Consider the following 25898-nt stretch of genomic DNA (forward strand, 5'->3'; position numbering starts at 1 on the left):
GCCTGAAGGTTGCCTTGCATCTGGATTCCACCTCTGCGGGAATGACTTCGATTGGCACGCTTCTCAAACTCGTCATGCCCGCGAAGGCGGGCATCCAGGCCATGCTTGCCGCATTTGAGCAGTTACGAACAAGGACCAACGCCATGCATCGGCTTCGCCGGACCAGCCTCTTTTTTCTGGCCGTGACCACGTTGCTCTTCATGACCGCGCAACCGGCCCGGGCCCATCCGCACGTCTGGGTGGATTACGCCATTGAGGCCCGGTTCGACGCCACGGGGCTGGTCGGATTTCAGCACCGTTGGACCTTTGACGAAATGTTCAGCAGCCAGATCATGGACATGTTCGACGCGGACGGAAACGGCGTCTTTTCGGACGAGGAGATCGAAGAGGTCCGCCGGGGAGCGTTCGAGTATCTGAGCGAATACGACTACTTCATCCAGATCAAGGTCAACGACTCCCCTTTCCACGTGGCCTCGGTCACGGACTTCCGGGCCTCCATCCAGGGCCACCAGGTGGTCTACGACTTTTTCATCCCCTGTCCCGTTCCGGTCGGCGCGGAGCCGAAAATCGTGCACCTGCTGGTGGCGGACATGGAATACTTCGTGGACCTCGGGCTGGAGACGGACGGACTGTCCGTCAGCGGCAAAGAGCACGTCTCGGTCCGCTCCGCGTTTCACAGCAGCGAGGCCTTTTCCTTCTGGGGCGGGGCTTGGGAGCCCAGGCATCTCACCCTGGAGTTCCAGAAATCGTCCTGACAGTCCGTTGAAAAACTCCCAATTGCCGCGTCGCCGCAAAAATCTCAAACTCTTACGTATCAATAACCACGCTTCGACATTGAACTTTTTTTTGATCCTTGCACTTGAGATTTTTGATCGGACTGCCGCTAAGAGGACGTGTGTTCAACAATCATCCGGTCCTTTTCCTCAACCATCACCCAACGAACCAACCCCATGACCACCACACCCAACACAAGTACTCGCGATCGAATCCTGAACCTCGTCCAGAACAGCCGATTTCAGAACGCTATTATTTTCGTGATCATCATCAACGGCATCGTCCTCGGCCTGGAAACCTCGGCCTGGGCCATGGAACTGGCCGGGCCGTTGCTCCTGGGCCTTGACCGGCTCTGCCTGGCCATTTTCATCGTGGAGATCGGGCTGAAGCTGTACGCCCAGCGCCGCAGCTTCTTCAGGGAAGGGTGGAATGTCTTCGATTTCCTGGTAGTGGCCATCTCCCTGGTGCCCAGCCATGGGGGATTGGCCGTGCTGCGATCGTTGCGCGTGCTCCGGGTGATGCGGATGATCTCCGCGCTGCCGAACATGCGCCGCGTCATCGCCGCCATGCTCCACGCCCTGCCCGGAGTCAGCTCCGTGGCCGGAATCGTAGGCATCATCTTCTACGTCGGGGCGGTGATCTCCACCAAGCTGTTCTCGGCGTCCTTCCCGGAGTGGTTCGGCTCGGTCGGCGGCTCGTTGTACACCTTGTTCCAGATCATGACCCTGGAAAGTTGGTCCATGGGCATCGTCCGACCGGTGATGGAGGTCTACCCGCAAGCCTGGATGTTCTTCGTGCCGTTCATCATCGTGACCACGTACACGGTCATCAATCTGGTGGTGGGAATCATCGTCGGAGCGATGGAGGAAAAGGCCATTGAGGAAGGAACGAAAGAGGACCCAGCCAAGGTCTGGCTGAAGTTGGAAAGCCGCCTGGAGGGCATGGACGCCAAGCTGGCGGAATTACTGAAGGAAAGAAACGGGCGAAGCGACGGTCCGCGCTAATTGATAAATACCGAAGCGTAACGCTTCTGGTCCTCAAGAACCTTCCCCACGCCGCGCACCACGGTGGTCAGTGGATCGTCGTCCTTGATCACCTGGATATGGGAACTTTCGGAAATACGATCGTCCAGTCCCTTGAGCAGCGCCCCGCCTCCGGCCAGGTACAGGCCGTTGGTGGCCACGTCGGCCACCAGTTCCGGCGGGGTCTTTTCCAGGGCCCTGCGGACCGCCAGGACGATGGCGTTGACCGGCTCCTGGATGGCATCCCGGATTTCGGCGTCGTGCAGGATCAGGGTGCGGGGGTTGCCGTCCACCATGTTTTTTCCGCCGATTTCGATGGAAAGCGGCGTCTTCAACGGATGGGCCGATCCGATGGTGATCTTGACCTTTTCAGACATGTTTTCACCGATCAACATCTGGTACTTGTCCTGCACGTACCGTTGAATCGCCTCGTTCATCTCGTCCCCGGCAATGCGCACGGACTCGGAGTAGGCCACGGAAGAAAGCGAAAGCACGGCCACCTCGGTGGTGCCGCCACCGATGTCCACGACCATGTTCCCAATGGGCTGGTCAATGGGCAACCCCGCGCCGATGGCCGCGGCCATCGGCTCCTCGATCAACCGGACTTCGCGGGCTCCGGCCTGGGTCCCGGACTCGATGACAGCCCGCTTTTCCACCTGTGTAATGCCCGCCGGCACGCCGATGATGATCATCGGCTTGACCAACCGCATCCCCCTGATCACCTTGCGCACGAAGTAGGCGATCATTTCCTTGGTGACCTCGAAGTCCGCGATGACTCCGTCCTTCAACGGACGAATAGCCCGGATGCTTTTCGGGGTCCGCCCCAGAAACTCCTTGGCCTCCCTGCCCACGGCCAGCACGTTTCCACTTCGGTTGTCCAGGGCCACGACGGACGGCTCGTTCAGGACGATACCGTCTTTGGGCGTATAGACCAGGGTGTTGGCCGTTCCCAGGTCCATGGCCAAGTCCTTGCTCATGAACGAAAAAAAACGTTGAAAAAACATCGTGGCAGTCCACCTTGTGGATTACGGAAAGTGTGCGGCAAAAGCCGGGAGCAGCCGAAACGAGGCACGAAAATCAAGCCTGGCCGGGTAGCCTACGGGACGCGAAAAAAACGGCAAGCCCTGAAGGTCGCCTGTGTATCGCGCCCCGTGCATCGCTACATGGCGTCAGAATTGATACAGCCGCCTCAGCTTGGTGGCAAGTCCTGGTCGTCGGTATTTGGAAAGATCAGCGAAGTTTTTGGGGAAAGTTGGGCTCGCAGTTTGGTCAACTGGTTTTTCAGATAAAGATTTTCCAGGAAAAACTCCAGATACTCCGTGACCAGACGCAAAAAAAACCGCATTTCATCGCTGATATCCCGCGGGGCCTCATCGGCGAGGATCAGCACCGCCCTGGTCCGCTTATGCACGCTCAGCGGCAGGCAGATCACGGTATGCAAGGCCAGCCCCCCGATAACGTCCTTGCCGAAAAGGGTCGACCCGGTATGGCCGGACTCGGCGTCCGCGGAAAAGACCGGCTTCTCGTTTTTGAACACCCAGCCCACGAGCCCACTGCCAAAGGGATATTTTTCGTTTTTCGAACGCTGATTGATGGGAAAATCGTCCGTCCAGCCCTCAATGAAAAAATTCTGGCCGTACTCGTCTCGCGCGGCCAGGGCGACGTGTTTGATCCGCGTGGTGCGGGCCAAGATATGGAGGAATTGATTCAGATAGGCGGACCAAAGCGGATACCGTTGGCGAAGCTCCTGGAGTTCCCGCAAGGCCTGGTAGTAGATGAAATCCTGCCTATTGGTCTCCTGGCGGCAGGAATCCAACTGCAATTTGGAAATAAATTCCGCGAACTGATGCAGGATTTTTTGGTCCTTGGTGCTGAAGGAGTAACTTTTTTTGCTGTCCACGCAGACGATCCCCTGCCCGTCGCGCAAGGGACATCCCATGAACGACTTGACCGCGGATTCGCTTCGCCCGGAATAGTATCCCAAAGACTCGGTCTGCAACTCGAAGTTGTTGACCAGGAGCGGCTGATCGTTGCGCAGAATCCAGCCCACCAACCCCTTGCCCGGCACGACCTCCGTCCCCTCGGCCACGTCGTTCCCGAGGCTGAAGTGCGCCGCCATCCTCAGGACGCCTTCCTCGTCGGGCAGAAACAGCACCGTCGAGTAAGCGTCAAAGGAATTGGCCACGATGCCGAGAAGGTGCTTCAGGCACCCCATGTTCAAGGAGTCCATGGGATTTGGGACAAGTGTCATTTGGGCGTGCGTCTTTGCACGAAAAATTCGATGCTTCGATTGTAGGAACGCTCTTCATCCTCAGTGAAATAACACGCCGGCAGTTCGCGACGCTGGCGATGATAATGCAGGCACTCGCAGCACAGCCCATGCTTCGGACAGCCCTGATGCGTACATGTGCAAAATTTGGTGTTGATTCGGATTCGCGGACATTGACTGTTCTTGGTCATGAAACGCTCCAAAAATCGAGGAATCAGAGGGTCTGGGGGCCTCGGCCCTTCACTTTCCATCCGCTGTCGGACGGAGGTCTTCCTTTCTTTCGTGCCATCCGATATGCAACCACTCAGCACATTCCATTCTTGGCCGTACCTTGAGGCTGGAACCCCATTTCAACGAAATGGCGCGTCATGGCCATACACCCATAAATTCTCTTGACACCAATGTCAATACATTGAAATTACTTATTTTTTACACATACCCACGCTAAAGAGGCATACATTGACAGAGGGTGTGATGCACTGTACAGCAAAATCAATCTTTCCTTGGAGATGCCTACCATGCACGATGCGCGCAATCAGTTTTTCCACTTCCTGAGCAAGAAAAAGCTCAAGTTCACCGCCCAGCGTGGCCTGATTTTCGACGTTTTCTGGAACACCAGAGACCACGTCTCCCCCGAGGAACTCTACAATCTGGTCAAGCTGATCGACCCGCGTGTCGGACAAGCCACCGTGTACCGAACCCTGAAACTCCTCTCCGACTCCGGGATCGCCCGGGAGGTCAACTTCGGAGACGGCGTCTCCCGCTACGAGCCGACCTTCGGCCAAGCCCATCACGACCACCTGATCTGCACCAGTTGCGGCCGCAGCGAAGAAGTCGTGGACCATCAAATTGAAAGCCTCCAGGAACAACTGGCCAAGGACCACGACTTTACCTTGACCGGCCACAAAATGTACCTGTTCGGTCTGTGCCCGCAATGCCGGGGAAGCGGCCGAAAACAGTAACTTCGTCCCGACCTCCGGCGACACCCTCCCTCAAGGGCTCAAAGCCCGCCCCCCGTGCACCACCCCGCATGGCGCTTCCCTTGCGCATGCAAGAATGCGTCTTACTCATGCCCTCGGATCGTTTCCCGACCCAGCCTCCCCACGATCCCCTTGGCTAAAAAGGCTTCCGGCACTGTTTGTATCTGACCTGTCGCACACACCTTCGTAACTATTCAGCATAGAGTAATGCCGTTGTCGGGGTCGGAGTCGGTATCGGGATCGAAAACGCTGGGAAGCGTTCAAAATTTTTCCTGTTCCGATTCCGATTCCGATAGCGACCCCGACTCCGATTGCCGGAGCAAGGTCGGATACAAAATGTGCTGAGTAGATACACACCTTCTTGCCATACCGGTTCCCGATCTTATGTGATCCACTCCGGCTACTTTTCCACGCAAGTAACTACTCAGCACAGAGTAATTCTGTTGCCGGGGTCGGAATCGGGATCGGGATCGGGATCGAAAACGCTGGGATGCGTTCTAAATTTCCTGTTTCGATTCCGACTCCGATACCGACCCCGATACCGATTGCCGGAGCAAGAGCGGACACAAAATCTACTGAGTAGTTACCCACGCAAGAGACATGAATCAGCAAACGCACAGACGTATTACCATCTTGGCGCTGATTCCTATCCTGACCCTGATGATCGCGACAATGGCTGAAGCCAAGGAGAGCACCATGCAGCACGCCCCTGAAACCATCCAGACGGCCACCCTGGCCGGCGGGTGCTTCTGGTGTCTGGAATCCGACCTCCGCAAACTGGACGGCGTCCTGGAGGCGATTTCCGGCTACACCGGAGGAACCGTGGAATCCCCCACCTATGAGCAGGTGACCGGCGGCCGAACCGGCCACGTCGAAGCGGTCCAGGTCCGGTTCGATCCCGCGAAGACATCCTATACCGAAATCCTGGATGCCTTTTGGCGCTCCATCGATCCCACGGACCCCGGCGGTCAGTTCGCGGATCGCGGATCGCAGTACAAGACCGCCGTCTTCTATCACGACGAATCCCAGCGCATCACCGCCGAAGCCTCCAAGCAGGCCCTCGACGCCTCCGGCCGGTTCTCCCGGCCCGTGGCCACGCCGATCCTTCCGGCCCAAGCCTTCTATCCCGCCGAGGACTCCCACCAGAGCTATTCCGAAACCAACCCGGCCCACTATCAGCGATACCGGGAGCTGTCCGGTCGCCAGCCCTTCCTGGACGCGCATTGGAGCGACACCGTGGTCCAGCCGCGCACCACGGCCAAGGGATTTGCCGCCCCGTTCGTCAAGCCTTCCCGTGACGAACTGCAAACCAGGCTGACCCCGCTTCAGTTCCAGGTCACCCAGGAGAATGGAACGGAGCCGCCTTTCAAGAACGCCTATTGGGACAACAAACGCCCGGGCATCTACGTGGACGTGGTTTCCGGAGAACCGCTGTTCAGCACCCTGGACAAGTTTGATTCCGGCACGGGATGGCCCAGCTTCTCCAAGCCCCTGGTCGCCGAGAACATCACCGAGCACGTGGACCGCAAGCTGTTCATGCGCCGCACCGAGGTCCGCAGCAAACACGCCGACTCCCACCTGGGCCATGTCTTCCCCGACGGTCCGGAGCCCACTGGTCTGCGCTACTGCATCAATTCGGCGGCCCTGCGCTTCATCCCCCAGGAAGATTTGGAGTTGGAGGGCTACGGGCAATTCACGACGCTGTTTCAGGAATAGCGCCCGCTATATTCCCCGTAACGCAAAAAGGCGGCCCTGGCGGGCCGCCTTTTTGCATTACGTCACCTGAGGTGGATCATCCTCGCAACTCCATGTTCCCGGGCATGGGCGCGGCCACCACTTCACCATGGACCGTAACCATGCCATCGACCAGGATTTCCACATCCACCACCAGCTTGCGGCGCTTGCGCTCCCGAACCCGTCCGCGCAGCTCCAGCTCCACGCCCAGCGGAGTCGGCCTGAGAAAATCCACATGCAACGACGCGGTGACGTATCGCCCCAGAGGCTCGCCTTCGGCCCAGTCAGCTCCCGCCGCCGCGGCCGTCCCCACGCCGTGGCAGTCCACCAGCGAAGCCAAAAGCCCGCCATACACAAAACCCGGCACGGCGATATGCTCCGGTTTGGGCGTAAACCTGGCCACGGACGTTTGCCCGTCCCAGTAGCTGCGCACGTGCAGCCCGTCCGGATTGTTCCGACCGCAACCGTAGCAATGGCTGAGTTCGTCGGCGTACTGGTGCTGGATGGGAAGCAGGACGGAAAGTTGGGTGGCAGATTGTGACTTCATGATCGCCCGCGCATCTTCTTGTACGCCGTGATCAGTCCGTTGGTGGACGCGTCATGACCGGAAACAGGGGCGTCCCCGTGCAGTTCCGGCAGGATGGCCTTGGCCAGTTCCTTGCCCAGCTCCACGCCCCACTGGTCAAAAGAGTTGATCCGCCAGATGACGCCCTGGACGAAAATCTTGTGCTCGTACAACGCGATCAGGCTGCCCAGGACGTGGGGCGTCAACTTTGGAAAGAGGATCGAGTTGGTGGGCCGATTGCCCGGAAACACCTTGTGCGGCAGGATCTTTTCGATCCGCGTCTGGTCCATGCCCGATGCCTCCAGTTCCCGGCGCGCCTCATCCTCGGTCTTGCCGCGCATCAGGGCCTCGGTCTGGGCGAAGAAGTTGGAGAGCAGGATTTGGTGATGGTCGCCCAGAGGGTTGTGGCTCTGGGCCGGAGCCAGGAAGTCCGCGGGAATCAGCTTGGTGCCCTGGTGAATGAGCTGATAAAAGGCGTGCTGGCCGTTGGTTCCGGGTTCGCCCCAGATCACCGGGCCGGTGGAGTGGTCCGCCGCCTCGCCGTCACGGGTGACCCGCTTGCCGTTGCTCTCCATGTCGCCCTGCTGAAAATAGGCCGGGAAACGGTGCAAGTACTGGTCGTACGGCAAAATGGCATGGCTCTGGGCGCCAAGAAAATTATTGTACCAGATGCCCAGCAAGGCCAGAATCACCGGCACGTTGCGCTCCAGCGGGGCGGTCCGGAAATGCTCGTCCATGACAAAGGCCCCGTCCAGCAGCTCCTCGAAGCGGTCCATGCCGATGAACACGGCTATGGGCAGCCCGATGGCCGACCACAGGGAATAGCGCCCGCCGACCCAGTCCCAGAACTCGAACATGTTCGTCGGGTCGATGCCGAATTCCCGCACCTTCTTCGTGTTCGTGGACATGGCCGCGAAGTGTTTGGCCACGGCCGCCGGGTCGGTCAGGGCGCGCAGCAGCCAATCCTTGGCCGTGTGGGCATTGGTCAGGGTTTCCTGGGTGGTGAAGGTCTTGGACGCCACCAGGAACAGCGTGGTTTCCGGGTCGCACTCCTTCAGGGTTTCAGCGATGTGCGTACCGTCCACATTGGACACGAAATGCATCCGCAGATCCGGATGGCCGTAGGACTTCAGCGCCTCGGTGACCATGTACGGCCCCAGGTCCGATCCGCCGATGCCGATGTTGACCACGTCCCGAACCCGCTTGCCGGTAAACCCCAGCCATATCCCATCGCGGACCGCGTCGCTGAAGGTGCGCATCTTGGCCAACACCGCCCGGACATCCGGCATCACGTCCCGCCCGTCAACCTTGATCGCCCGCTCGGACCGATTACGCAGCGCCACATGCAAAACAGCCCGGTTTTCCGTAAAATTGATCCGCTCCCCGCCGAACATCCTGCCTCGCCACGTTTCCACCTCGGCTTCCCGAGCCAAGTCCAGCAACCGGTGCATGGTCTCTTCGGTGATGAGATTCTTGGAGTAGTCCACGAGAATATCGCTTACCGTGGCCGAGAACCGCTCGAATCGACCGGCGTCCTCGGCGAAAAGATCGCGCATGTGCCGACGCTTCATGACCTCGGCATGGCCTGCCAGGGTCTTCCAGGCGGATGTTGCCGTCAATGTGCTCATGAGACTACCTCCAGAGGAGAATTGTTGGGGAAACCTACGATCGCGAATGCCCCGCCGCGCGGTGCAGCAGAAGCAAGTCCGCCAGGGTCAGGCAGACCATGGCTTTGAGCACCGGGACGATCCGGGGGATGGCGCAGATGTCGTGGCGGCCGCCGATGCGCAGTTCGTGCTCCCGCCCGTGTTGATCCACCGTGGTCTGGGGCTTGGCGATGGAGGGGATGGGCTTGACCGCGACCCGGACCATCAGAGGCTGGCCGGAGCTGATCCCGCCGAGAACGCCTCCGGCGTTGTTGGAAGCGAATCCATTGGCGAGGATCGGGTCGTTGTTCGCACTGCCCAGCATCCGGGCCGCCGCGAATCCTGCCCCGATTTCCACGCCCTTGACCGCGCCCACGCCCATCAGGGCATACGCGAGACGGGCGTCCAACTTGTCCAATACGGGCTCGCCCAAACCCGCCGGGACGCCCTGAGCCAGGATTTCCACGACTCCGCCAAGGGTGTCGCCCTGGCCGCGAACCTCTTTGATCCGCTCCTCCCACGGCCCGACCAATTCGGGGTGAACGGCGAAAAACGGGCGCTCCGCCACGCCCTCCAGGATCACTCCCGGGCTTGCTCCGGAACTGGACTCACAATGACTCCCGGAACAAGATACGCTCTCCAGCCCGATGCCGCCCAATTCCACCGTGTACGCGGTCACGGTGACGCCCTGCGCGGCCAGAACCTCCTGGGCAATGGCTCCGCCCACCACCCGGCAGACCGTCTCCCGGCCCGAGGACCGCCCCCCGCCGCGGTAGTCCCGGACACCGTACTTGGCTTGGTAGGTGATGTCCGCGTGGCCGGGGCGATGCAGGAATTCCAAGGGCCCGTAATCACGGGAACGCTGGTCCTCGTTGGCGATGAAAAAGCCGATGGCCGTGCCCGTGGTCCTGCCCTCAAACACCCCGGAGAGCAGCCGAACCTGGTCGGCCTCCTTGCGGCTGGTGGTCCCCAGCCCTTGCCCGGGCTTGCGGCGGTCCAGCTCCCGCTGGATCACGGCCTCGTCCAGGGCGATCCCCGCCGGACAGCCGTCCACCACGCCGCCCAGGCCGGGTCCGTGGGACTCGCCGAAAGTGGTCAGGCAAAAGACACGACCGATGGTGTTTCCGCTCATGCCGTCACCTTCAGACTTTCCCTCAGGTCTCTCAGGCTTTCGGTCAAACTTTCCTCTGGGCTTTCCTTTGGGCTTTCCTTTGGGCTTTCCTTTGGGCTTTCCTTGACGGTCCTCATCTCCGGCACCGAAGCGGTCCTTTCCTCCAAACCTTCGGAGGGAAACACCGAGCGCCCGCACTGGGCCTTGTACTCCGGGACGACTTGACCGAGGATGTCCTTGATCGCAACGGCGTCGTGCCGTCCTGCCGCGGTCTCGAGCTGATCCAGCAATCCGTACAGAGCCGCCAGCCGAACGTTCCAGTCCTCGGTCTCGCCGTTTTGACCGTCTTCGCGCAGGACCATGATTTTCTCGTGACTGGTGCTGTCCACGCCCTCGGTTTCGATGATCAATTCCTCAAAGAGCTTCTCCCCCTCCCTGGGGCCGGTAATCACGATGGGGATGTCCACGTCCGGTTCTTTTCCGGAAAGCCGGATCAGATCCCGGGCCATGTCCAGGATGCGCACCGGCGTGCCCATGTCCAGGACGAAAATCTCCCCGCCCTTGCCCAGGGTCGCGCTTTGCAGAATCAACTGCACGGACTCGGGAATGGTCATGAAGTAGCGGATCATTTCCGGATGGGTCACGGTCACCGGCCCGCCCAGTTCGATCTGGCGGCGGAAAAGGGGAATCACCGAGCCGGACGACCCCACCACGTTTCCAAAGCGCACGGCCATGAACCGGGTCCGGCCGTTCTGGATGCCCCGCAGCAGCAGCTCGGCCACCCGCTTGCTGGCCCCCATTACGTTGGTGGGCCGCACCGCCTTGTCCGTGGAGACGAGCACGAAACGCTGGACCCCGTGGGCCAGGGACTTCTCCATGACCACCTTGCTGCCGACGATGTTCGTCGACACCGCTTGCCAGGGGTTGTTCTCCAACATGGGCACATGCTTGTAGGCCGCCGCGTGGAAGACCACCTCCGGGGCGTAAGCGGTGAACACTTCCTCCATCAGGGCCTCGTCCTGCACCTGCCCCAACACCGGGACATAGGCCGTGAAACGATGCTCGTGCTCCAGTTCCATCTGAATGGCGTAGAGGTTGGTCTCGCCGGAATCCAGGAGGATCAGTCTCTTGGGCGCGTAGCGAATGATCTGTCGACACAGTTCCGAGCCGATGGACCCTCCGCATCCCGTGACCAGGATGGTCCTCCCGGCCAGTATCCCGCGGATGCCGTCATTGTCCAAGATAACGGACGGTCGACCCAGCAGGTCTTGAAAATTGACCTCCCGCAGGGAACGCACACTGACCTTGCCGTCAATGATTTCCCCGATCACCGGCAACGTCTTGAAGGGGATGCCCACCTGTTTGCACAACTCGACGATGGAGCGCATCCGGGTGCCGCTGACCGAAGGCAGGGCGATCAGCAGTTCGTCCGGCGCCAACTTTTCCACCACGTACGGCAGCATGGCGATTTCTTCCAGTACCGGAACCCCGTGCAGGGTTCGTCCCCGCTTGCCCGGATCGTCGTCCAGAAAGCCCAGCACGTGATGATCCAGGTCCGGATTTTCCAGTATCTCCCGCAGAATCTTCTCCCCGGCGTCCCCGGCCCCCAGGATCAGCACCCGCTTGCCCTTGGGCGTACGCCGCAGAGGGACACACCAGGGAAAATTGCGAATGCTGCCCTGCATGGTGTAACCGGACCGGATCACCATCCGCAGCCCTCCGGCAAAAAGCATGGTGAAAGCCGCGTCCAGCACGAACACCGTGCGCGGGTACCCTTCCAGGCGGTTCCAGGTGAACATCAGGGCCACCAGGAGCAAACTGCTGATCAATGCCGCCTGGACCACGTGCCACAAATCGCCCAATCCCGTGTACCGCCACATGCCCCGGTACAACCCGAAGATTGTGAACACCGCCAGCTTCAGCGGAAGGGCGATCATCACCAGGTGAATCATCTGCGCCTGGTAGATGTCGTCAACATGAAAATCGAAACGAATCAGATAGCCCAGGACCATGGCCAGGGCGAACAACAGGCCGTCGGTCAGGAACATGACGTAGAGTTTGGGATTTTTGAACTGGTGAAACATGGTCGGTGTGAATCGTGGGAAAAAAGAAGGGGCTGGCTTTCCGAACGTCAGGCGGAGCTAACCTGAGCTGAACTGGGTGTTGAAGAAGTCCTTTGTCGGCAGTCCGTTCAAAAACCCCAAGTGCAAGAAGCAAAAAAAGGTCAAGGTCGAAGCGTATTCTTGATACGTGAGAGTTTGAACTTTTTGCAGCGACGCAGCAATTGGAAGTTTTTCAACGGACTGTAAAGACTTAAAGCCGGGCGGCCCAAAGCCCGTCCAACCGATCCTGAGCCAGGATCTGCCTGACGCGCAGAACGACCAAGACAAGCCAAAGCAGGCCCACAGCCGCCAGGGAAACTCCCATGGCCTGCCACATTTCGGGTTCCATGCCCCCCCCGGAAGAGGACATTACGGACGGATGAATGCTGCGCCACAACCTGGTGGAGAAAAAGACCAGCGGGATGTCCACGAAGGCCACGATGCCCAGCACCGCGCAGAGGGTCCGACGTTTGACCTCGGGGATCGGGGAGGTGCGCAGCACCAAATACCCCATGTACACGAACCACATGATCAGGGCCGTGGTCAGTCGGGGGTCCCAGGTCCACCAGACGTTCCAGATGGGCCTGGCCCACAGGGAGCCGGTGATCAGGGCCAGACCGCTGAACAGGACGCCCAGTTCCGCGGCCGAACCGGCCAGGGCGTCCCAGACCGGAGTTTTGCGCACCAGCACGCCCACGCTGCCCACGAAGACCAGGAAAAAGCTGAGCAGGGCCCACCAGGCCAGGGGCAAATGGAGATAGAAAATCTTCTGCACCAGCCCCATGGTCGCCTCCACCGGGGCATGCAGCCAGATGGCCAGATGCGCGGCCACCAGGGCCAGCGCGGCCGCCACGGCCAGGGTCGAAAGCAAGGCGGAATTCTTCATGAGCGGCTCATCTGAGTGTTGAAAAAGTCCTTATCCACAGTCCGTTCAAAAACCCCAAGTGCAAGGAGCAAAAAAAGTGCAAGTTTGAAGCGTATTTATTCATACGTGAGAGTTTGAACTTTTTGCAGCGACGCAGCAATTGGGAGTTTTTCAACGGACTGTCATCCCTCCCGGAAGACCAGGGGAAACAGAATCAACGCCACCGCGGCGAACAGGGCGTCGAAGGCCAGGATCAGCGTCAACCATTGGGATTCGTCCTGGAATCCGACCCCGGACAGCAGCCCTCCGCCCAGTTTGACGCCGCCCAGCAGCAGGGGCACCAGCAACGGAAAGAGGATCACGCTGAGCAGGGATTCCCTGGCCGCCTGACCCTGACTGAGCGCGCCCAGCAGGGAGCCCAGGACGACCAGGCCCAGGTCCACGGCCAGGACCAAGCCCAGGGCCGACGCCCACTGTCCATACAGGGATTGGCCGAGAAAAACCACCAGCCCGAGCAGGAAAAAAATCTGGGCCAGAAACAGCAGCGCGGCCCCGGCCAGGGCCTTGCCCAGGAAAACGGTCCCCGGACTGATGGGCGCCAGGAGCAGCCCCAGACGGACGCCGTTGGCCTCCTCCAGGTGATACAGGGCGTTGAACAGCAAAACCAGGCCGAAGACCGAGGCCAGCCAGAAGATGGCCGCCGCGGCCTGTCCGGTCATGGTCTCGCCCACGGGCAGGGAAAGGCTGAAGACGAAGATGATCAGCAGCCCCAGCAGGACCGTCTGGGCCAGCCCCAGACCCAGTCCGAGCATCAGGCGCAGATCCTTACGCGCCAGAACCAGGAACCTGGGCAATCTAAGCATCGCCGCACCATTCCAGATAGTCGGCGGCAGCCCCCAGAAAGGCCTGTTGCTTGCCTTGCAGCACCAGCACCCGGTCCGCCAGGCGGGCATCCCGGCGGGCGTCGTGGCTGACCCAGATCACCGCGGCCCCGCGGGCTTTGGCCTGATCGATCTCCCGGTCCAGAATGGCCCGGGAAGCCGTGTCCAGGCCCGTGGCCGGTTCATCCAGAAGCAGCATCCGGGAGTTGAGCAGGAGCACGCGGGCTAGGCTGAGCCGCTGGGCCATGCCCCGGGAAAAGGTGCCGGCCCGTTCCAGGGCCGCGGCTTTCAGTTCCACCCGGTCCAGGACCGCGGAGATTTCCGGGATCGATGGCGTCATGCCGTGCATCCGGGCCCAAAACAACAGGTTCTCCGAGGCGCTCAGAAACGGGTACACGCAGGTCCCGTGGCCGAGATAGCCGATCTCTCCGTGTTCCAGATTCCAGGCCACCTCCCCGCTTCCCGGGGTCAGCAGCCCGGCCACGATCTGCAGCAGCGTGGACTTCCCGGCCCCGTTGGGCCCCAGGACCAGCAACACCTCCCCCGGAGCAACGTCCAGGGTAACCTGACGAAAAATCAGACGTTGGCCGAAAAAATGGCCCACGCCGCTCAGGCTGACGAGTGCTGATTCACGTTGGGTCATTCAGGACCACTGCTTCCGAAGCCACGGCTCTTCATCGCCCTCAGGCGATGGAAGCATCCGCTCCGGCTTCGGTTTCCCGAACCTTCCCCTTGGAAGTGCGCAACGCGACAAACCCCACCAGACACAGAATGACGCAACCGATCCAGATCCAGTTCACCAAAGGTTGGGTGCTCATTTTCAGGCTGATGATCTCGTCCTCGGTAAAGCCCAGCAGCGTGGCATACAGTTCCACGCCCAGGCTGAAGCGCGTGTCGATTTTGGCATGGGGCCGATCCCAGGTCCGGTAGGAACGTCGCTGCGGGGCCAGTTCGCCGATGACCTTGCCGTCACGGGAAACCTCCAGCCGGGAGGCGAAGACCATCATGGCCGGGGTGCTCCAGGTTTCCATGCCCACATAGGTGATGGTATAGTCCTGGATGGTCATGGATTCCCCGGGAGCGAGCACGGCCTCGGCCTCGACCTTGTACGGGCCGGAAATGGCCACGCCCAGAAACATCAGGGCCACGCCCAGATGCACCCCGTAAGCCCCCCAGGCCGTGCGCCGCCGCCGCAAGGACGGGTCCAGGATGAACAGCATGACGATGCTGACCACCATGGCCAATCCCGCGCTGGCGCCGACCAGGGCCAGAGGCATGCGAATCCCGTTGATCCAGAGCAGCACGCCCAAGGCCAGCCAGATTCCGGCCAGCACCGCGAGCCATTTGCCGTGGCGCACACCTTCCTTCCACTGAATCCAGGGGCAAATCACCAGGATCGCGCCGATCACCGCAAAGAGCGGCAAACAGACCCGGTTGTAGAATCCGGCGTCCAGGCCCATGGGGTTCTCGGTCCAGAGCTTGCTGATCACCGGCCAGAAGGTGCCCATCAGAACCACCAGGCCCAAGGTCAGAAAGACCCAGGCCGTGACCACCAGCAAGCCTTGCCGGCTGGCCAGTCCGCTCAAGGGCCGATCATCCCGGGCCGGGCCGAAAAACAGGACCAGAGCCGTGACCACAATGCTGAACATCATGAACAGCATCAACGGATTGCCGACCCCGCCGTCGCCAAAGGCGTGCAGGGAGTCGATCACCCCGCTGCGCACCAGGTAGGTGGCCATGAAGCACAGCACCAGGGTCAGAACCATCAGCAGCACGTTGGTTTTGCCCAGGGCCTTGCGGCCCTGGCCTACGATGGCCGTATGCAGAAAGGCCGTGGCGCTGAGCCAAGGAATCAAGGAGGCGTTTTCAACCGGGTCCCAGGCCCAGTAACCGCCCCATCCCAACTCCAGGTAGGCCCACCATCCGCCGATGATGATCCCGCCGGAAAGAAAAATCCACGCGGTCAGGGTCCAGTTGTGGGCGATCTGGATCCAGGACTGCTTCTCTCCGGTGATCCAGCAGGCCAAAGCCAGACAGGCCGGGATGGTGAACCCGGCATAGCCGATGAACAGGGTCGGCGGATGGATGATCATCCCCGGGTGCTGAAGCAGCGGATTCAACCCCTGGCCGTCCAACGGCGCGGGGGAGATTTCCATGAAGGGATTCTGATGTCCGGTGAGCAGGTACATGAAGAAGGCCTGGATTCCCAAAAAGAAAATCCAGAAAAAGACCCGCGTCTGCCCGCCGAGCAGTCGGTATCGCTTGGTGAACAGAATGATCGTCCCGCAAATCACCACCAGCCACGCCCAGAACAACATGGACCCGGCCTGCCCGGCCCAGAAGGCGGTCAGTCGGTAGAACAGCGGCAGGGTCAGATCGGAGTAGCGACTGACGTAGAGCAGGGAGAAATCCTTGACGTAAAACGCCCATAGCAGAAAAAACGAGCTGATGGTCACCAAGGTGCAGATCACGATCTGGGCGTTCTCCACCCAGGGCAGCACTTTGGACCGGCCCTCCCAGGCTTGATGGACGCAGGCCGCGGCCGCCAGCAACGAGAGCAACAAGGCGGCCAGAAGACTGTAATACGGAATAATGTGCATAAATGCGCTCCAAAAAAAACGGCCCGCTCACGTCACTCGCGGACCGCTTCTGCAGAAGGAATAGGGGAAAAAATCATCCGGGCCGGTTCTCGGCCTCGTACTTCGAAGGACACTTGGTCATCAGGGTCTTGGCGTTGAAGACCCCTTCCTGAATCAGGTATCCGCCTTCCAGAATCACCTCGGCCCCGGGCTCGAACAGATCCGGGACCACGCCCCGGTACTGGACCGGGATGCGTTGCGACGCATCGTCGCTGTCCGCCAGCATAAACCGGACCCCCATATGCTGGGGATCAAAAACCAGGCCGTCCCCGGCCACGGTCCCGAACAGGCGAATCTGCTGAATATCCTCCGCCGGCATGGCCAATGCTTCGGAGACATTCAAAAAGTAAATGCTGTTCTGCTTCAGACCAGCCATCAACAACGTCCCAAAGCCGACCAGAAAGAGAGCCAGGGCCACGATGTAAACGGTGCGCGAATTTTTCTTCTTTTGCATGGGCGTGCTCACCTCGTGTCAGTTGATAAAGGAGACGGAACTGTACTGTTTTTGACACGGACTGACAAGAGTTGAACCCAAGCCTCGACGATCCCCTGCCCCCCCTGCCCACTCTCACCCATCTCACATCAGGCCAAGAGGTAAAAGCCTAAATCCTTTGCATATGGTGGGGGGTTGTAGAATTCCGCGTCCACCTGCTCCCCCTGGACGCTTCTGACGACGACACGTCGCTCAATCAAAGAGTGTAGCGTATCGTCCAGACGAAAGGAGACTTCGAGAAAGTCACCGGGTTTGATATTGAGTGGTCCTGTTGTCACCCGAAAACCGATTTCAGTCAGGGCGAGCTCCTCAACCAGGATGTTTCCGTAGCTATTGGCCGAAGGGCGCTCGAAAACACCGTCCAGGCGGACTTTTTTCCGGTAGATCCTTTTTCTTTCCGGCTGTTGCGCTGCTTCCTGTTCAAGCAAGGGCTGGAGTTCCGCTTCCACGGAAGCATCGGGCGTGCATTCCAACACGGCTTTGTCCTGGGCAAGACGTTCTTCAAGAAAGGTGATCAGCCCTCGGGCATGATCCGATTTCACGGAATGGACAAAAATGCTGATGGTTACACCCATGTCGCCTTTAAGCGCATCAAAGGACTTGAGCATCCGCATTCTGGCTTGATCCGCCGCCTGCCTGTCGGTTCCGGGCAGCAGGGCGATGAACTTGTCGCCCTCGTAGCGGAAGACATTGTCTGACTTCCTGAAGGCCGACCGAAGAATACCGGCAACCTGTTTCAGGATTTCATCGGCAGCCTTACGCCCCTTCATTTCGTTGATCCGCTTGAACCTGTCGATGTCAATGATCATGATGGAAAGGTCATGGCCATACTGTCGCAGCACCAGATCCCTGTTGCTCAACATCCGCTCCAAGGAGCACCTGTTTTTCAGCCCGGTCAAGGAATCCGTCGTGGCCATTTTCCGCAACGACTGCTGGTAGGAAAGCCTTTCGATGGCCATGGATGCCTGTTCTGTAATGGATTCCAGTATTTTCAATTCTTCCGGGGTGTACGGCAATCCATTCATTTTATTGACAAGCTCGACAACACCAAAAAACTTTTGATTGATTTTGAGCAAGGTCCCCATGCAGGACAGCGGTTCAAAATCAACATACAGCCCCATGCGCCCGGCCAAGTGGGCGTCCTGAAATATATTCTCGGAGATCAAGGGCATATCCCGTTCCGCGAGATACCCGGACAGCCCTTTGCCTTTGGGCACTCTGAGTCCCTGGAGTCGTTCCTTGTTCAGCCCCTCCACGGCGCTGAAGATCACGCCCTCGCTCTTCGAATCCTTGAGCAGTATGGCCCAGTGCATTGGTTCAAAAAAGGACCCGATATGAAACATAACGATATCCATGACCTCCCTGGCGGTTCCGGCCTGTGCCAGGGACTTGCCGAAAGCAAACCCCACATCGTGGAGGGCGACGTTCCCGCTTACCTGGCGATAGTCATGTGTAGTTTGAGTGACGTCCCGATGCGCGAGCCTGGTATTCACCCTGGCGAGACTGAAGCTCATCCAGAGCATGCTCTCCTGGATTTCACCGGGGGTTGGAAACACGAACCGGTAGAACTCGGAAATTCGTTCCATTTCGCTGTTCATGGCCCTGATCCTGGCAATGACGTCGATCTTGTCCAGGTCGACAAACCGCTCGATTTCAGGAGCCAGCACCGGAGGGCAGATCGTCTCACTCTCAAAGGACCCAACGCCCTGGGTCCAGCAGATGAAGTTCGAGAGGGCCACGATGGAGATGAGCAACGACTGATCAGTGGGCAGGTCCTCGGCCGGGAAACGCTGGTGATGGTACTTCACCGGCAGGATGATGCTCTCGGGCAAGCCCCAGAGGGAACAAAAGTAAGCCCCCACGTCGTCATGTCCAAGGCCGAGGATTTTCCGTTCCAGATCGACGATCGGCTCCTGGATGGAGCCGGCATCATGAAGAAAGTCACCGTAATCCCTGTGACCTTGAAGATCGAGAAAGATTTTGCCCACGTCGTGCAGGAGACCGGCGACATATGCTTCTTCAGGGTTTGGAAACTGAAGTTTCTTTGCGAGCTCCATGGAAAGTACGGCCACGGACAGGGAATGCCGCCAGAAATGGATCCGGCCGAACGTTCCTAAGCTGGATGTCGCGAACAGGCCCTGAAAGACGGTCATCCCGATGCACAATTTTCTGATCTCATCAATTCCAAGAAAAACCAGAGCTTCGGTCAGCGTGGAGATCTTCCGCCGGAGACCAAACCCCGCGGCATTCACCATCGCCAGCACCTTGGTGGCAATCCCGGGATCAGATTCGATCACCCGGGCCATGTCCTTCACGGAAACATCCTCGTCCCCGACCATCTCCAGAAACTTCAAGGCTGCCTGGGGAAAGCTGGGCAGCCTGCTGCCTTCCAGCGTGATGATTCGTTTCAATTCATCTGATGTGGGCAGGTCTATAGCGTGTTTCATTGACCACCTGAACCCCTTGGTGTTCCCCAACAAATTGGAAAAAGCGAAAATCGCATCCCAATGGTGGAGCGTGTATTCATGGCTACTTTGCACATAAGTCACATGGAGGTCAAAGCAACACCCGCGGTTCGCTTCCAGTCACTTCCCTCATCGCAGACGCCTTGAAGATATCCCGTTGGCATATCCCAAGGTCTTGCTACTCTGCCCCTTACAAACGAATCTGATCGAAGGAGGAGAAGCCGAAGGAACAACCCTCTGTATTCAAAAGCAACCGATCCCAGGCGGTCCGACTTCCCAAGGCCGTGACCCTGCCGGAAGACGTGAAGCGCGTTGATGTTGTGGCAGTAGGGCGAAGCCGGATCATCGCCCCCGCCGGGGAGGCGTGGGATAGCTGGTTTGATGGCCCCGGCGTGACCGCGGACTTCATGAACGAGCGTGAGCAGCCGGCCGTGCAGGACCGAGAGGGGTTTTGATGCTCAAATACATGCTCGACACCTGCATCTGCATTTACACCATCAAGAACCGTCCCGCCGTTATTCGCGAGAATTTCCGCCGCTGTCACGGACAGTTGTGATCAGCACCGTTACCAGTCCGTTGAAAAACTCCCAATTGCTGCGTCGCTGCAAAAAGTTCAAACTCTCACGTATGAATAAATACGCTTCGACCTTGAACTTTTTTTGCTCCTTGCACTTGGGGTTTTTGAACGGACTGCCGGATAAGGACTTTTTCAACACTCAGTTACGGTCATGGAACTGATCAAAGGTGTCGAGAAATCAGGGAAACCGGATGCGAACCTGAAGGTTGTGGAGGGATTTTTCGCGAAGCTGGAAGTTTAGAATTTGATGCGCATGCCGCCTTACACAGTGGCCGGATCATTGCCGACCTGGAGACCCGCCGTAAGAGTATCGGAGCATATGACAATCAGATCGCGGGGCATGCCAGAAGTAAAGGGCTGGTTCTGGTGACGTGAGTTCATTAGAGTACCTGGATTGCTTGTCGAAAATTGGATGCCTCTTCAATAAATCCTGATACTCTTCCAACATCAAGGAAACATTCTGTAGATATCTTTCCGATGCAAACAGCGTATCAATTCAATTTCTTCTTCAGTTTTCTTCAATCCGATTCGATGGTTGCCTATTCTGATTCTATAGTATGAGGCATAACCCTGGATTGCTTTAACATTTGCAACTTCCACTAAGCTCTGAGCTTCTTTCAATATGCTGATAATATTCAGTACATTTTCCGAAACATTTTGTTGCCCTGCAAGTTTTTCAATATCTTTGAGAAATGATTTTGCATACTTGATCTTCATGCTGAAGTCCTCAGCTTCTCCAACACCATCTCTTCACTGACATATTCTCCAACATCACCTTCTTCGATAGCCAAGCCAAGTTTCATATCCAAAATGGCCTCTGCAACAGCGTCTTCAAGCAGATCCCGACGTTCACTGAGAACGGTTGCAAAAGCTTCTTTCATGATGGTTGTCAGTTCAATACGTGATACATCTGTTAGCTGCATATCAATAGACCTCCCTATGTAAAGCCTTGCATGGTTTAGAGCTTCTCGTCGATGAACGAAGCAGGTACGCGTCGTAGCGTGACAATCTCCAAATAGGCCAGCACTTCAGGCGACAAATTCTTTTCGAGGAAATCCGGAGGATTGGGGGAAATGATTTCATTTTTACTTGTGGAAAAACGAATCCGCAATCAACTGCTCATAGGCATCATGCCTTCCGATCCAAAACCAATAATAGACTGCATTTTGGTGGAGAGCCAAGGCACGGTATTCTGAACCGATACGTATCGACCAGAGTTGACCAGCCTTCTTGAACCGCAGAGAAGGATGGCGTGGATTTTTCAACCAGAGGCGATATGCTTTTTTAGCCCTGCGTCGCACATCAGAGGGCAGTTCGCGATACGCGCTCCAGAAATCAGGCGTTGTCGAGGAATTCATCAAGCGGAAGGGTTTGTTTTGCTTCAATGTCGCGACGCACTTTTGACAAGATTCCTTCGAGCCGCCCCCCAGGTTGTGAGTCCTTGGCGATCTGCTCATCCCAGCTGTCATGACCGAGTTCCAGGTCGAAAAACCAATCCACAAGTCGGGCTCTCTCAGAAGGTTGTAATGCCATTACTTGGTCCGCGATATGTTCAACCGTGGCACTTGACGTCATAATCTCTCCTAGCTCTTCCTTTGAATGCATTCATCAAAAATTCAAAATACATGTTTTCGTTCCCTCATGCTTCCAGTATAGGGCAGCAGGGATGGGCGGGCAAGAGGCCGGGCGGATGATCCCTTCAAGAGACCCAGAGATTTCTGGGATGTGAAAAGCAGGATGCTTGCGGGGAAATGATCAGTGCTGGGAAATTTCGCAAGAAATGTCGAGAAAAGCGAACACCCCGGCGGTTTCATTTCCAGTCACGGATTTTCTTGCCTGGGAAGACCAGATATTTTCGGGCCAGAAAATTGAGGAGCAATCCAGCTCCGGAAGCGGCAATTTTCGCCCATGTGGCGGCGAGACCAACGGAAATCAGGGCTTTGGTCAGGGAGACGTCGACAAGGGCCACTCCTGTTACCGCGGCATAATACACGACCTGCTCCGTCCAGGATTTCCATTTGATGTTTTTTCGGAAGAGGATATGCGTTGAGAGCCAGTAGTTCAAAGCCGCGCCGACGTAAAAAGCAATGCCCGCGGCCAGTACGATGGACAGATGGGGCAAGAGGGCGAGAAACACGGCAAGGTTCAGAATTGCCGACGTTCCCCCGATGAACAGGTAAACCAGGAATTGGAGCGACTGAGGGGAGGCGTAAGCGCCGTAATGCAGGATACAGTACACGGCCCGCAGCCCGTCTTTCCAGTTGATCTTCTTGCCCTCGGCATACGTACGGCCCTGGTAGGAAACAGGGGCTTCGTAGACCCTGCAGCGCATCTCAGCCACCTTGGCAACAAGCTCAGGCTCGAACCCGAACCGGTTTTCCTCGATGCGGATGGATTGAATGATCTCCCGGCGAAAGAGCTTGTAGCAGGTTTCCATATCCGTCAGGCCCAGGTCGCTGAACATGTTGGAAAGAAAGGTCAGCGCCCGGTTCATCTGGCTGTGCCAGAAGTAGAGCACCCGCCGTTCCCCGGCATAGAGATACCGCGACCCAAAAACCACGTCCGCCCGCCCCTCGACCAGGGGGACCAGCAAGTGCCGCAAGTCCCTGGGATCGTATTCCAGGTCCGCGTCCTGCACTCCCACAAAATCACCCGTGGCACGGGCAAATCCGGTGCGCAATGCCGCGCCCTTTCCCAGGTTCCGTTCATGGCGCAACACTTGAACATTCGGGTATTTCCGGGCCAGAGATTCAGCAACCTGAAGGCTGCTGTCAGTGGAGCAGTCGTCGACAATGATCAATTCCAGGGATAAAGCTTCATGCGCAATGGCCTGGACACGATCAATACAGAGTTCCAGGGTCTGCTCTTCGTTGTAGCAGGGGATCACCAGGGAGAGGGTGACGGGTGTCTGGTTCATTGGGGAAGCCATAGGGCTGGTTGGGTTTGATTGGCTGGGTTAAGTATCAATGAATTAGACTTCAGTTATATGACCCGATAATTCGCAAATAACAATCAATATTGCTGCGGAACGATATCTTTGACCCTATTCACTTCAAACACATAGGCGCTGAAAAAACCACGCTCATATGACGCAACAATTTCATGAGAAAACTCGTCATTACGCATCACGTCCTGAATCATTCTCGCTATCATTTGCCCACCTAACCAAGGGTAGCTATATACAAGAAAGAAATGATCCGGGTAATAAAAATTTTGCCCATTATTTTTGAGAGTGTGTATGATGTAGTGTATATTTGACAGAGACTCCGTGACATATCCTGAAACAGGATAATTCATTAAATAAAAATCTGGAAGACTGACATAAACTGGAACTTCTGCCGGAACATTTTTTTCGATAAGTTCGGTATACTCTTTCTGGACCAGGTAGCCATTAATGTATTCCTCCGAACGCTCCGCCATTGCGATACTTGATATAGGTATCGGTGGATAAAGCAACCCGTTTCTGTTCAAAATCGATACAGCAATAAATATTAACAGGATAAAAACTTTGAATGCTGAGTTGATTGGCAATTTGTTGAATGTGTAGTACAGCATAAAATAAATGGAAGGAATTACATATGCTAGGTATCGAGTTAAAAAATGACTGTCTGTTGTCTGATAAAAATTGTAAATTATCGAATAAAAAACAACAAATGTTGCGACGAAGAAAGCGTTGATCAGGACAACCTTGTTCTTCGAAAAATTGGCATACTGATTGTTTTTGAACCGAATCAATATAGCAATTAATGAAAAAACGATTCCCGCGATCAAAAGAAGCAATATTTCCGGAACCAGAGCAAGATATCCATGATAGGCTGCCAGATTTTTTTGTACAAGAGTAGGAATAATGCCAGACATATCCACCCCAGCTCGAGACTGCCCTCCGCTGTACATAGTCATATAGACCTTGACGGCTATCAGGGACGGGAGCGCCACAACTATTGCGTTGGCAATGCGCCTGATCCAGGAAAGAGCAGGGGAACTAAACAAAACCGTCAAGGACAAAGCGCCAACCCCGATCAGCGCACTGCCCTTGGTAAGGCATGCGACGACAAGGAACAGCGAGGCGAGCCATATACGATCCTGGAGAAAAACATAAAAAGCCAGCACCGTAAAAAAAAGCACCGGCACCTCCACGTACATGAAACCAAGCTGGGCCAGCACAAGCGGGTAGCAAAGGCAGGCGAACGCGAGCAGAAAGGACGGGATGCGCTCGAATACCCTATGGAAGATGCTTGAAAGCATTGCCCCGATGGCCGCCGCCATCAACCACTGCACGGTATGCAGCACCATCCATGCCGTCGTCCCGCCCCCCGTGATCTTCAGCACCAGCGCCGTGAACAAGGTCAACAAGGAAAGACCATGGGCAGTCGGCCCGCCGTCATGGTAGCGCGGCTGTTCCAGCAACAGGCGATAGTCGAATCCGTTATTGACCAGAAAGTCAGCGGCGGGAAAAATGCTGAACGCCTCGTCCCAGACTGGCGGAATTGTGAAGAACGGCCATTTCAAGGCAACGATCAACAAGAAAAAAAATGAAAAAAGTTTCCAAGGCTTTTGCAATATCTTCTCAAGATGATTACCGGCCTGGACGCTCAGTCGCTCGAAAACTTCGCTAGCGATCATAAAAACCTCGCACGGCGTCAACCACTTTCATCACTTCGGTTTCCTGCATTTCATAAAACATGGGCAGGCGCAGAAGACGCTCACTGATCCGGTTCGTGACGCCCATGCCGCCGGATATCCGGCAATGTTTCAGACCCATGGGTGATGAATGCAACGGGATATAGTGGAATACGGCGGTAATGCCCCTCTCCAGTAAATAGGCAATCAGCCTGGACCGTTCCTCCAATGAACCGGTGATGAGGTACATGATGTGGCCGTTACAGGTTCCGCGACTGTCAACGGACGGAAGCCGGACAAGTCCCTCGGCCTCCAGTTCCTTTAAGCCCTCCATGTACAGCCCCAGCAAAGCGCATCGGGCTGAAATGATCTTATCGGCCATCTCCAGTTGGGCGTAGAGAAAGGCGGCGATGATATCGCTGGGCAGGTAGGATGAGCCGATGTCCACCCAGGTGTACTTGTCCACCTGGCCCTGAAAAAACTGCCTGCGGTTGGTGCCTTTTTCCCAAATCATCTCCGCCCTGTCGATCAAGGCCGGGTCGTTAATCAACAGAGCACCTCCCTCCCCGCTGATGATGTTCTTCGTTTCGTGGAAACTGAGGCAACCAAGATCTCCCAACGCGCCAAGGCTCTTGCCTCCGTAGGTGGACATAAGCCCCTGGGCAGCATCCTCGATGACGCGCAAGCCATGTTTCCTGGCCAGGGCCAGAATCGCGTTCATATCGCAGGGCGTTCCGGCATAATGTACAGGAACAATGGCCTTGGTTTGTGGCGTGACGGTCTCGGAAAGAAGGCGTTCGTCCATGTTCAGGGTGTCTTCCCGGATGTCCACGAACACAGGCACTCCGCCACGCAGGACAAAAGCGTTGGCCGTGGAAACAAAGGTGAACGAAGGCATGATCACTTCGTCGCCAGGACCAATGTCGCAGAGCATGGCGCTCATCTCCAGGGCAGCGGTGCAAGAGTGCGTTAAAAGAGCCTTGTGAGCGCCCAAGGTTTTTTCCAGCCATACCTGACATTTTTTCGTGAACGGACCGCCGCCGGAAATCCAGTTGTTCTCGATGACGGCCTGGGCGATATAGTACAGTTCCTTGCCTACTATGTAGGGGCGATTGAAGGGGATTCGATTGGTCACGATGGCTCACCTGTTCCTTG

The 25898-nt window shown here is 57.2% G+C and carries 23 protein-coding genes and 1 pseudogene; 5 read left to right on the forward strand and 19 right to left on the reverse strand.

The features are described 5' to 3' along the window. Nucleotides 1-74: 74 nt before the first annotated feature. Both AC559A_RS14040 and AC559A_RS14045 read left to right on the forward strand, forming a co-directional pair. Complete coding sequence (locus AC559A_RS14040; RefSeq protein WP_169732579.1) at nt 75-755, forward strand: DUF1007 family protein; 681 nt, start codon at nt 75-77, stop codon at nt 753-755. A gap of 195 nt (nt 756-950) precedes the next feature. Beyond that, on the forward strand, nt 951-1778 hold the full coding sequence (locus AC559A_RS14045; RefSeq protein WP_028571118.1) for an ion transporter: 828 nt from the start codon (nt 951-953) through the stop codon (nt 1776-1778). On the opposite strand, the gene AC559A_RS14050 is transcribed toward AC559A_RS14045, so the two are convergent. The 3 genes from AC559A_RS14050 to AC559A_RS14060 all read right to left on the reverse strand — a co-directional run bounded on the left by AC559A_RS14050 (nt 1775) and on the right by AC559A_RS14060 (nt 4316). Further along, the gene (locus tag AC559A_RS14050) at nt 1775-2800 is read right to left on the reverse strand and encodes a rod shape-determining protein (RefSeq protein WP_028571117.1); all 1026 of its coding nucleotides are present in this window, start codon (nt 2798-2800) and stop codon (nt 1775-1777) included. The two genes, AC559A_RS14045 and AC559A_RS14050, sit on opposite strands and share 4 nt — an antisense overlap. Nucleotides 2801-2985: 185 nt before the next feature. Continuing rightward, entirely contained in the window at nt 2986-4047 is a 1062-nt protein-coding gene (locus AC559A_RS14055; protein WP_084031803.1) for a GAF domain-containing protein, read from the reverse strand. Continuing rightward, nucleotides 4044-4316, reverse strand: coding sequence for a DUF6485 family protein (locus AC559A_RS14060; RefSeq protein WP_498818388.1), 273 nt, complete (start codon nt 4314-4316; stop codon nt 4044-4046). The genes AC559A_RS14055 and AC559A_RS14060 overlap by 4 nt, the downstream gene beginning before the upstream one ends. A 267-nt stretch (nt 4317-4583) precedes the next feature. Here AC559A_RS14060 and AC559A_RS14065 point away from each other — a divergent pair, with 267 nt between their 5' ends. Together AC559A_RS14065 and msrB are read left to right on the forward strand one after the other, a co-directional pair. Next, nucleotides 4584-5027, forward strand: coding sequence for a Fur family transcriptional regulator (locus AC559A_RS14065; protein ID WP_028571115.1), 444 nt, complete (start codon nt 4584-4586; stop codon nt 5025-5027). Between the two features lie 714 nt (nt 5028-5741). Next, complete coding sequence (gene msrB / locus AC559A_RS14070; protein WP_498818389.1) at nt 5742-6761, forward strand: peptide-methionine (R)-S-oxide reductase MsrB; 1020 nt, start codon at nt 5742-5744, stop codon at nt 6759-6761. 76 nt (nt 6762-6837) lie between these two features. Here the strand turns inward: msrB and AC559A_RS14075 are convergent, their stop codons facing one another. The 10 genes from AC559A_RS14075 to AC559A_RS14120 form a co-directional block, all read right to left on the reverse strand. Beyond that, nucleotides 6838-7326 (reverse strand): PaaI family thioesterase, encoded by a 489-nt coding sequence (locus tag AC559A_RS14075; protein ID WP_498818390.1) that lies wholly within the window; start codon nt 7324-7326, stop codon nt 6838-6840. Then, a complete protein-coding gene (gene pgi, locus AC559A_RS14080) occupies nt 7323-8972 on the reverse strand; it encodes a glucose-6-phosphate isomerase (RefSeq protein ID WP_498818391.1) in 1650 nt (549 codons plus the stop codon). The genes AC559A_RS14075 and pgi overlap by 4 nt, the downstream gene beginning before the upstream one ends. A gap of 34 nt (nt 8973-9006) precedes the next feature. Next, the gene (aroC, locus tag AC559A_RS14085) at nt 9007-10122 is read right to left on the reverse strand and encodes a chorismate synthase (RefSeq protein WP_498818392.1); all 1116 of its coding nucleotides are present in this window, start codon (nt 10120-10122) and stop codon (nt 9007-9009) included. Further along, the gene (locus AC559A_RS14090; protein WP_498818393.1) at nt 10119-12185 is read right to left on the reverse strand and encodes a polysaccharide biosynthesis protein; all 2067 of its coding nucleotides are present in this window, start codon (nt 12183-12185) and stop codon (nt 10119-10121) included. The genes aroC and AC559A_RS14090 overlap by 4 nt, the downstream gene beginning before the upstream one ends. A 229-nt stretch (nt 12186-12414) precedes the next feature. Continuing rightward, nucleotides 12415-13089, reverse strand: coding sequence for a cytochrome c biogenesis protein CcsA (gene ccsA / locus AC559A_RS14095; RefSeq protein ID WP_084031800.1), 675 nt, complete (start codon nt 13087-13089; stop codon nt 12415-12417). 161 nt (nt 13090-13250) lie between these two features. Further along, a complete protein-coding gene (locus AC559A_RS14100) occupies nt 13251-13931 on the reverse strand; it encodes a heme exporter protein CcmB (protein ID WP_035261191.1) in 681 nt (226 codons plus the stop codon). Further along, nucleotides 13924-14592 (reverse strand): heme ABC exporter ATP-binding protein CcmA, encoded by a 669-nt coding sequence (gene ccmA / locus AC559A_RS14105; protein WP_028571109.1) that lies wholly within the window; start codon nt 14590-14592, stop codon nt 13924-13926. The genes AC559A_RS14100 and ccmA overlap by 8 nt, the downstream gene beginning before the upstream one ends. A 40-nt stretch (nt 14593-14632) precedes the next feature. Further along, nucleotides 14633-16549, reverse strand: coding sequence for a heme lyase CcmF/NrfE family subunit (locus AC559A_RS14110; RefSeq protein ID WP_498818394.1), 1917 nt, complete (start codon nt 16547-16549; stop codon nt 14633-14635). Nucleotides 16550-16622: 73 nt separating this feature from the next. Next, complete coding sequence (locus AC559A_RS14115) at nt 16623-17042, reverse strand: cytochrome c maturation protein CcmE (protein WP_028571107.1); 420 nt, start codon at nt 17040-17042, stop codon at nt 16623-16625. A gap of 128 nt (nt 17043-17170) precedes the next feature. After that, on the reverse strand, nt 17171-19528 hold the full coding sequence (locus tag AC559A_RS14120) for an HDOD domain-containing protein (RefSeq protein ID WP_498818395.1): 2358 nt from the start codon (nt 19526-19528) through the stop codon (nt 17171-17173). Nucleotides 19529-19794: 266 nt separating this feature from the next. Between AC559A_RS14120 and vapB the strand changes: the two are divergent. After that, nucleotides 19795-20001: pseudogene (gene vapB / locus AC559A_RS14125) on the forward strand (type II toxin-antitoxin system VapB family antitoxin); the annotation flags it as partial. A gap of 569 nt (nt 20002-20570) precedes the next feature. On the opposite strand, the gene AC559A_RS14130 reads toward vapB, so the two are convergent. The 6 genes from AC559A_RS14130 to rffA all read right to left on the reverse strand — a co-directional run bounded on the left by AC559A_RS14130 (nt 20571) and on the right by rffA (nt 25878). Beyond that, entirely contained in the window at nt 20571-20840 is a 270-nt protein-coding gene (locus AC559A_RS14130) for a type II toxin-antitoxin system RelE family toxin (RefSeq protein WP_498818396.1), read from the reverse strand. Then, nucleotides 20837-21046: a hypothetical protein gene (locus AC559A_RS14135; protein WP_498818397.1), complete on the reverse strand. Its 210-nt coding sequence runs from the start codon at nt 21044-21046 to the stop codon at nt 20837-20839. Before AC559A_RS14135 ends, AC559A_RS14130 begins: the two co-directional genes overlap by 4 nt. Before the next feature lie 412 nt (nt 21047-21458). Continuing rightward, nucleotides 21459-21698, reverse strand: coding sequence for a hypothetical protein (locus AC559A_RS14140; protein WP_028571101.1), 240 nt, complete (start codon nt 21696-21698; stop codon nt 21459-21461). 235 nt (nt 21699-21933) lie between these two features. Further along, nucleotides 21934-23040 (reverse strand): glycosyltransferase, encoded by a 1107-nt coding sequence (locus tag AC559A_RS14145; protein ID WP_498818398.1) that lies wholly within the window; start codon nt 23038-23040, stop codon nt 21934-21936. 95 nt (nt 23041-23135) lie between these two features. After that, the gene (locus tag AC559A_RS14150) at nt 23136-24746 is read right to left on the reverse strand and encodes an ArnT family glycosyltransferase (RefSeq protein WP_498818399.1); all 1611 of its coding nucleotides are present in this window, start codon (nt 24744-24746) and stop codon (nt 23136-23138) included. After that, a complete protein-coding gene (rffA, locus tag AC559A_RS14155) occupies nt 24736-25878 on the reverse strand; it encodes a dTDP-4-amino-4,6-dideoxygalactose transaminase (protein WP_498818400.1) in 1143 nt (380 codons plus the stop codon). Before rffA ends, AC559A_RS14150 begins: the two co-directional genes overlap by 11 nt. Nucleotides 25879-25898 lie beyond the last annotated feature (20 nt).

It is taken from the genome of Desulfonatronum zhilinae, assembly GCF_900182865.1.
In the GTDB taxonomy this organism is placed as follows: domain Bacteria; phylum Desulfobacterota; class Desulfovibrionia; order Desulfovibrionales; family Desulfonatronaceae; genus Desulfonatronum; species Desulfonatronum lacustre.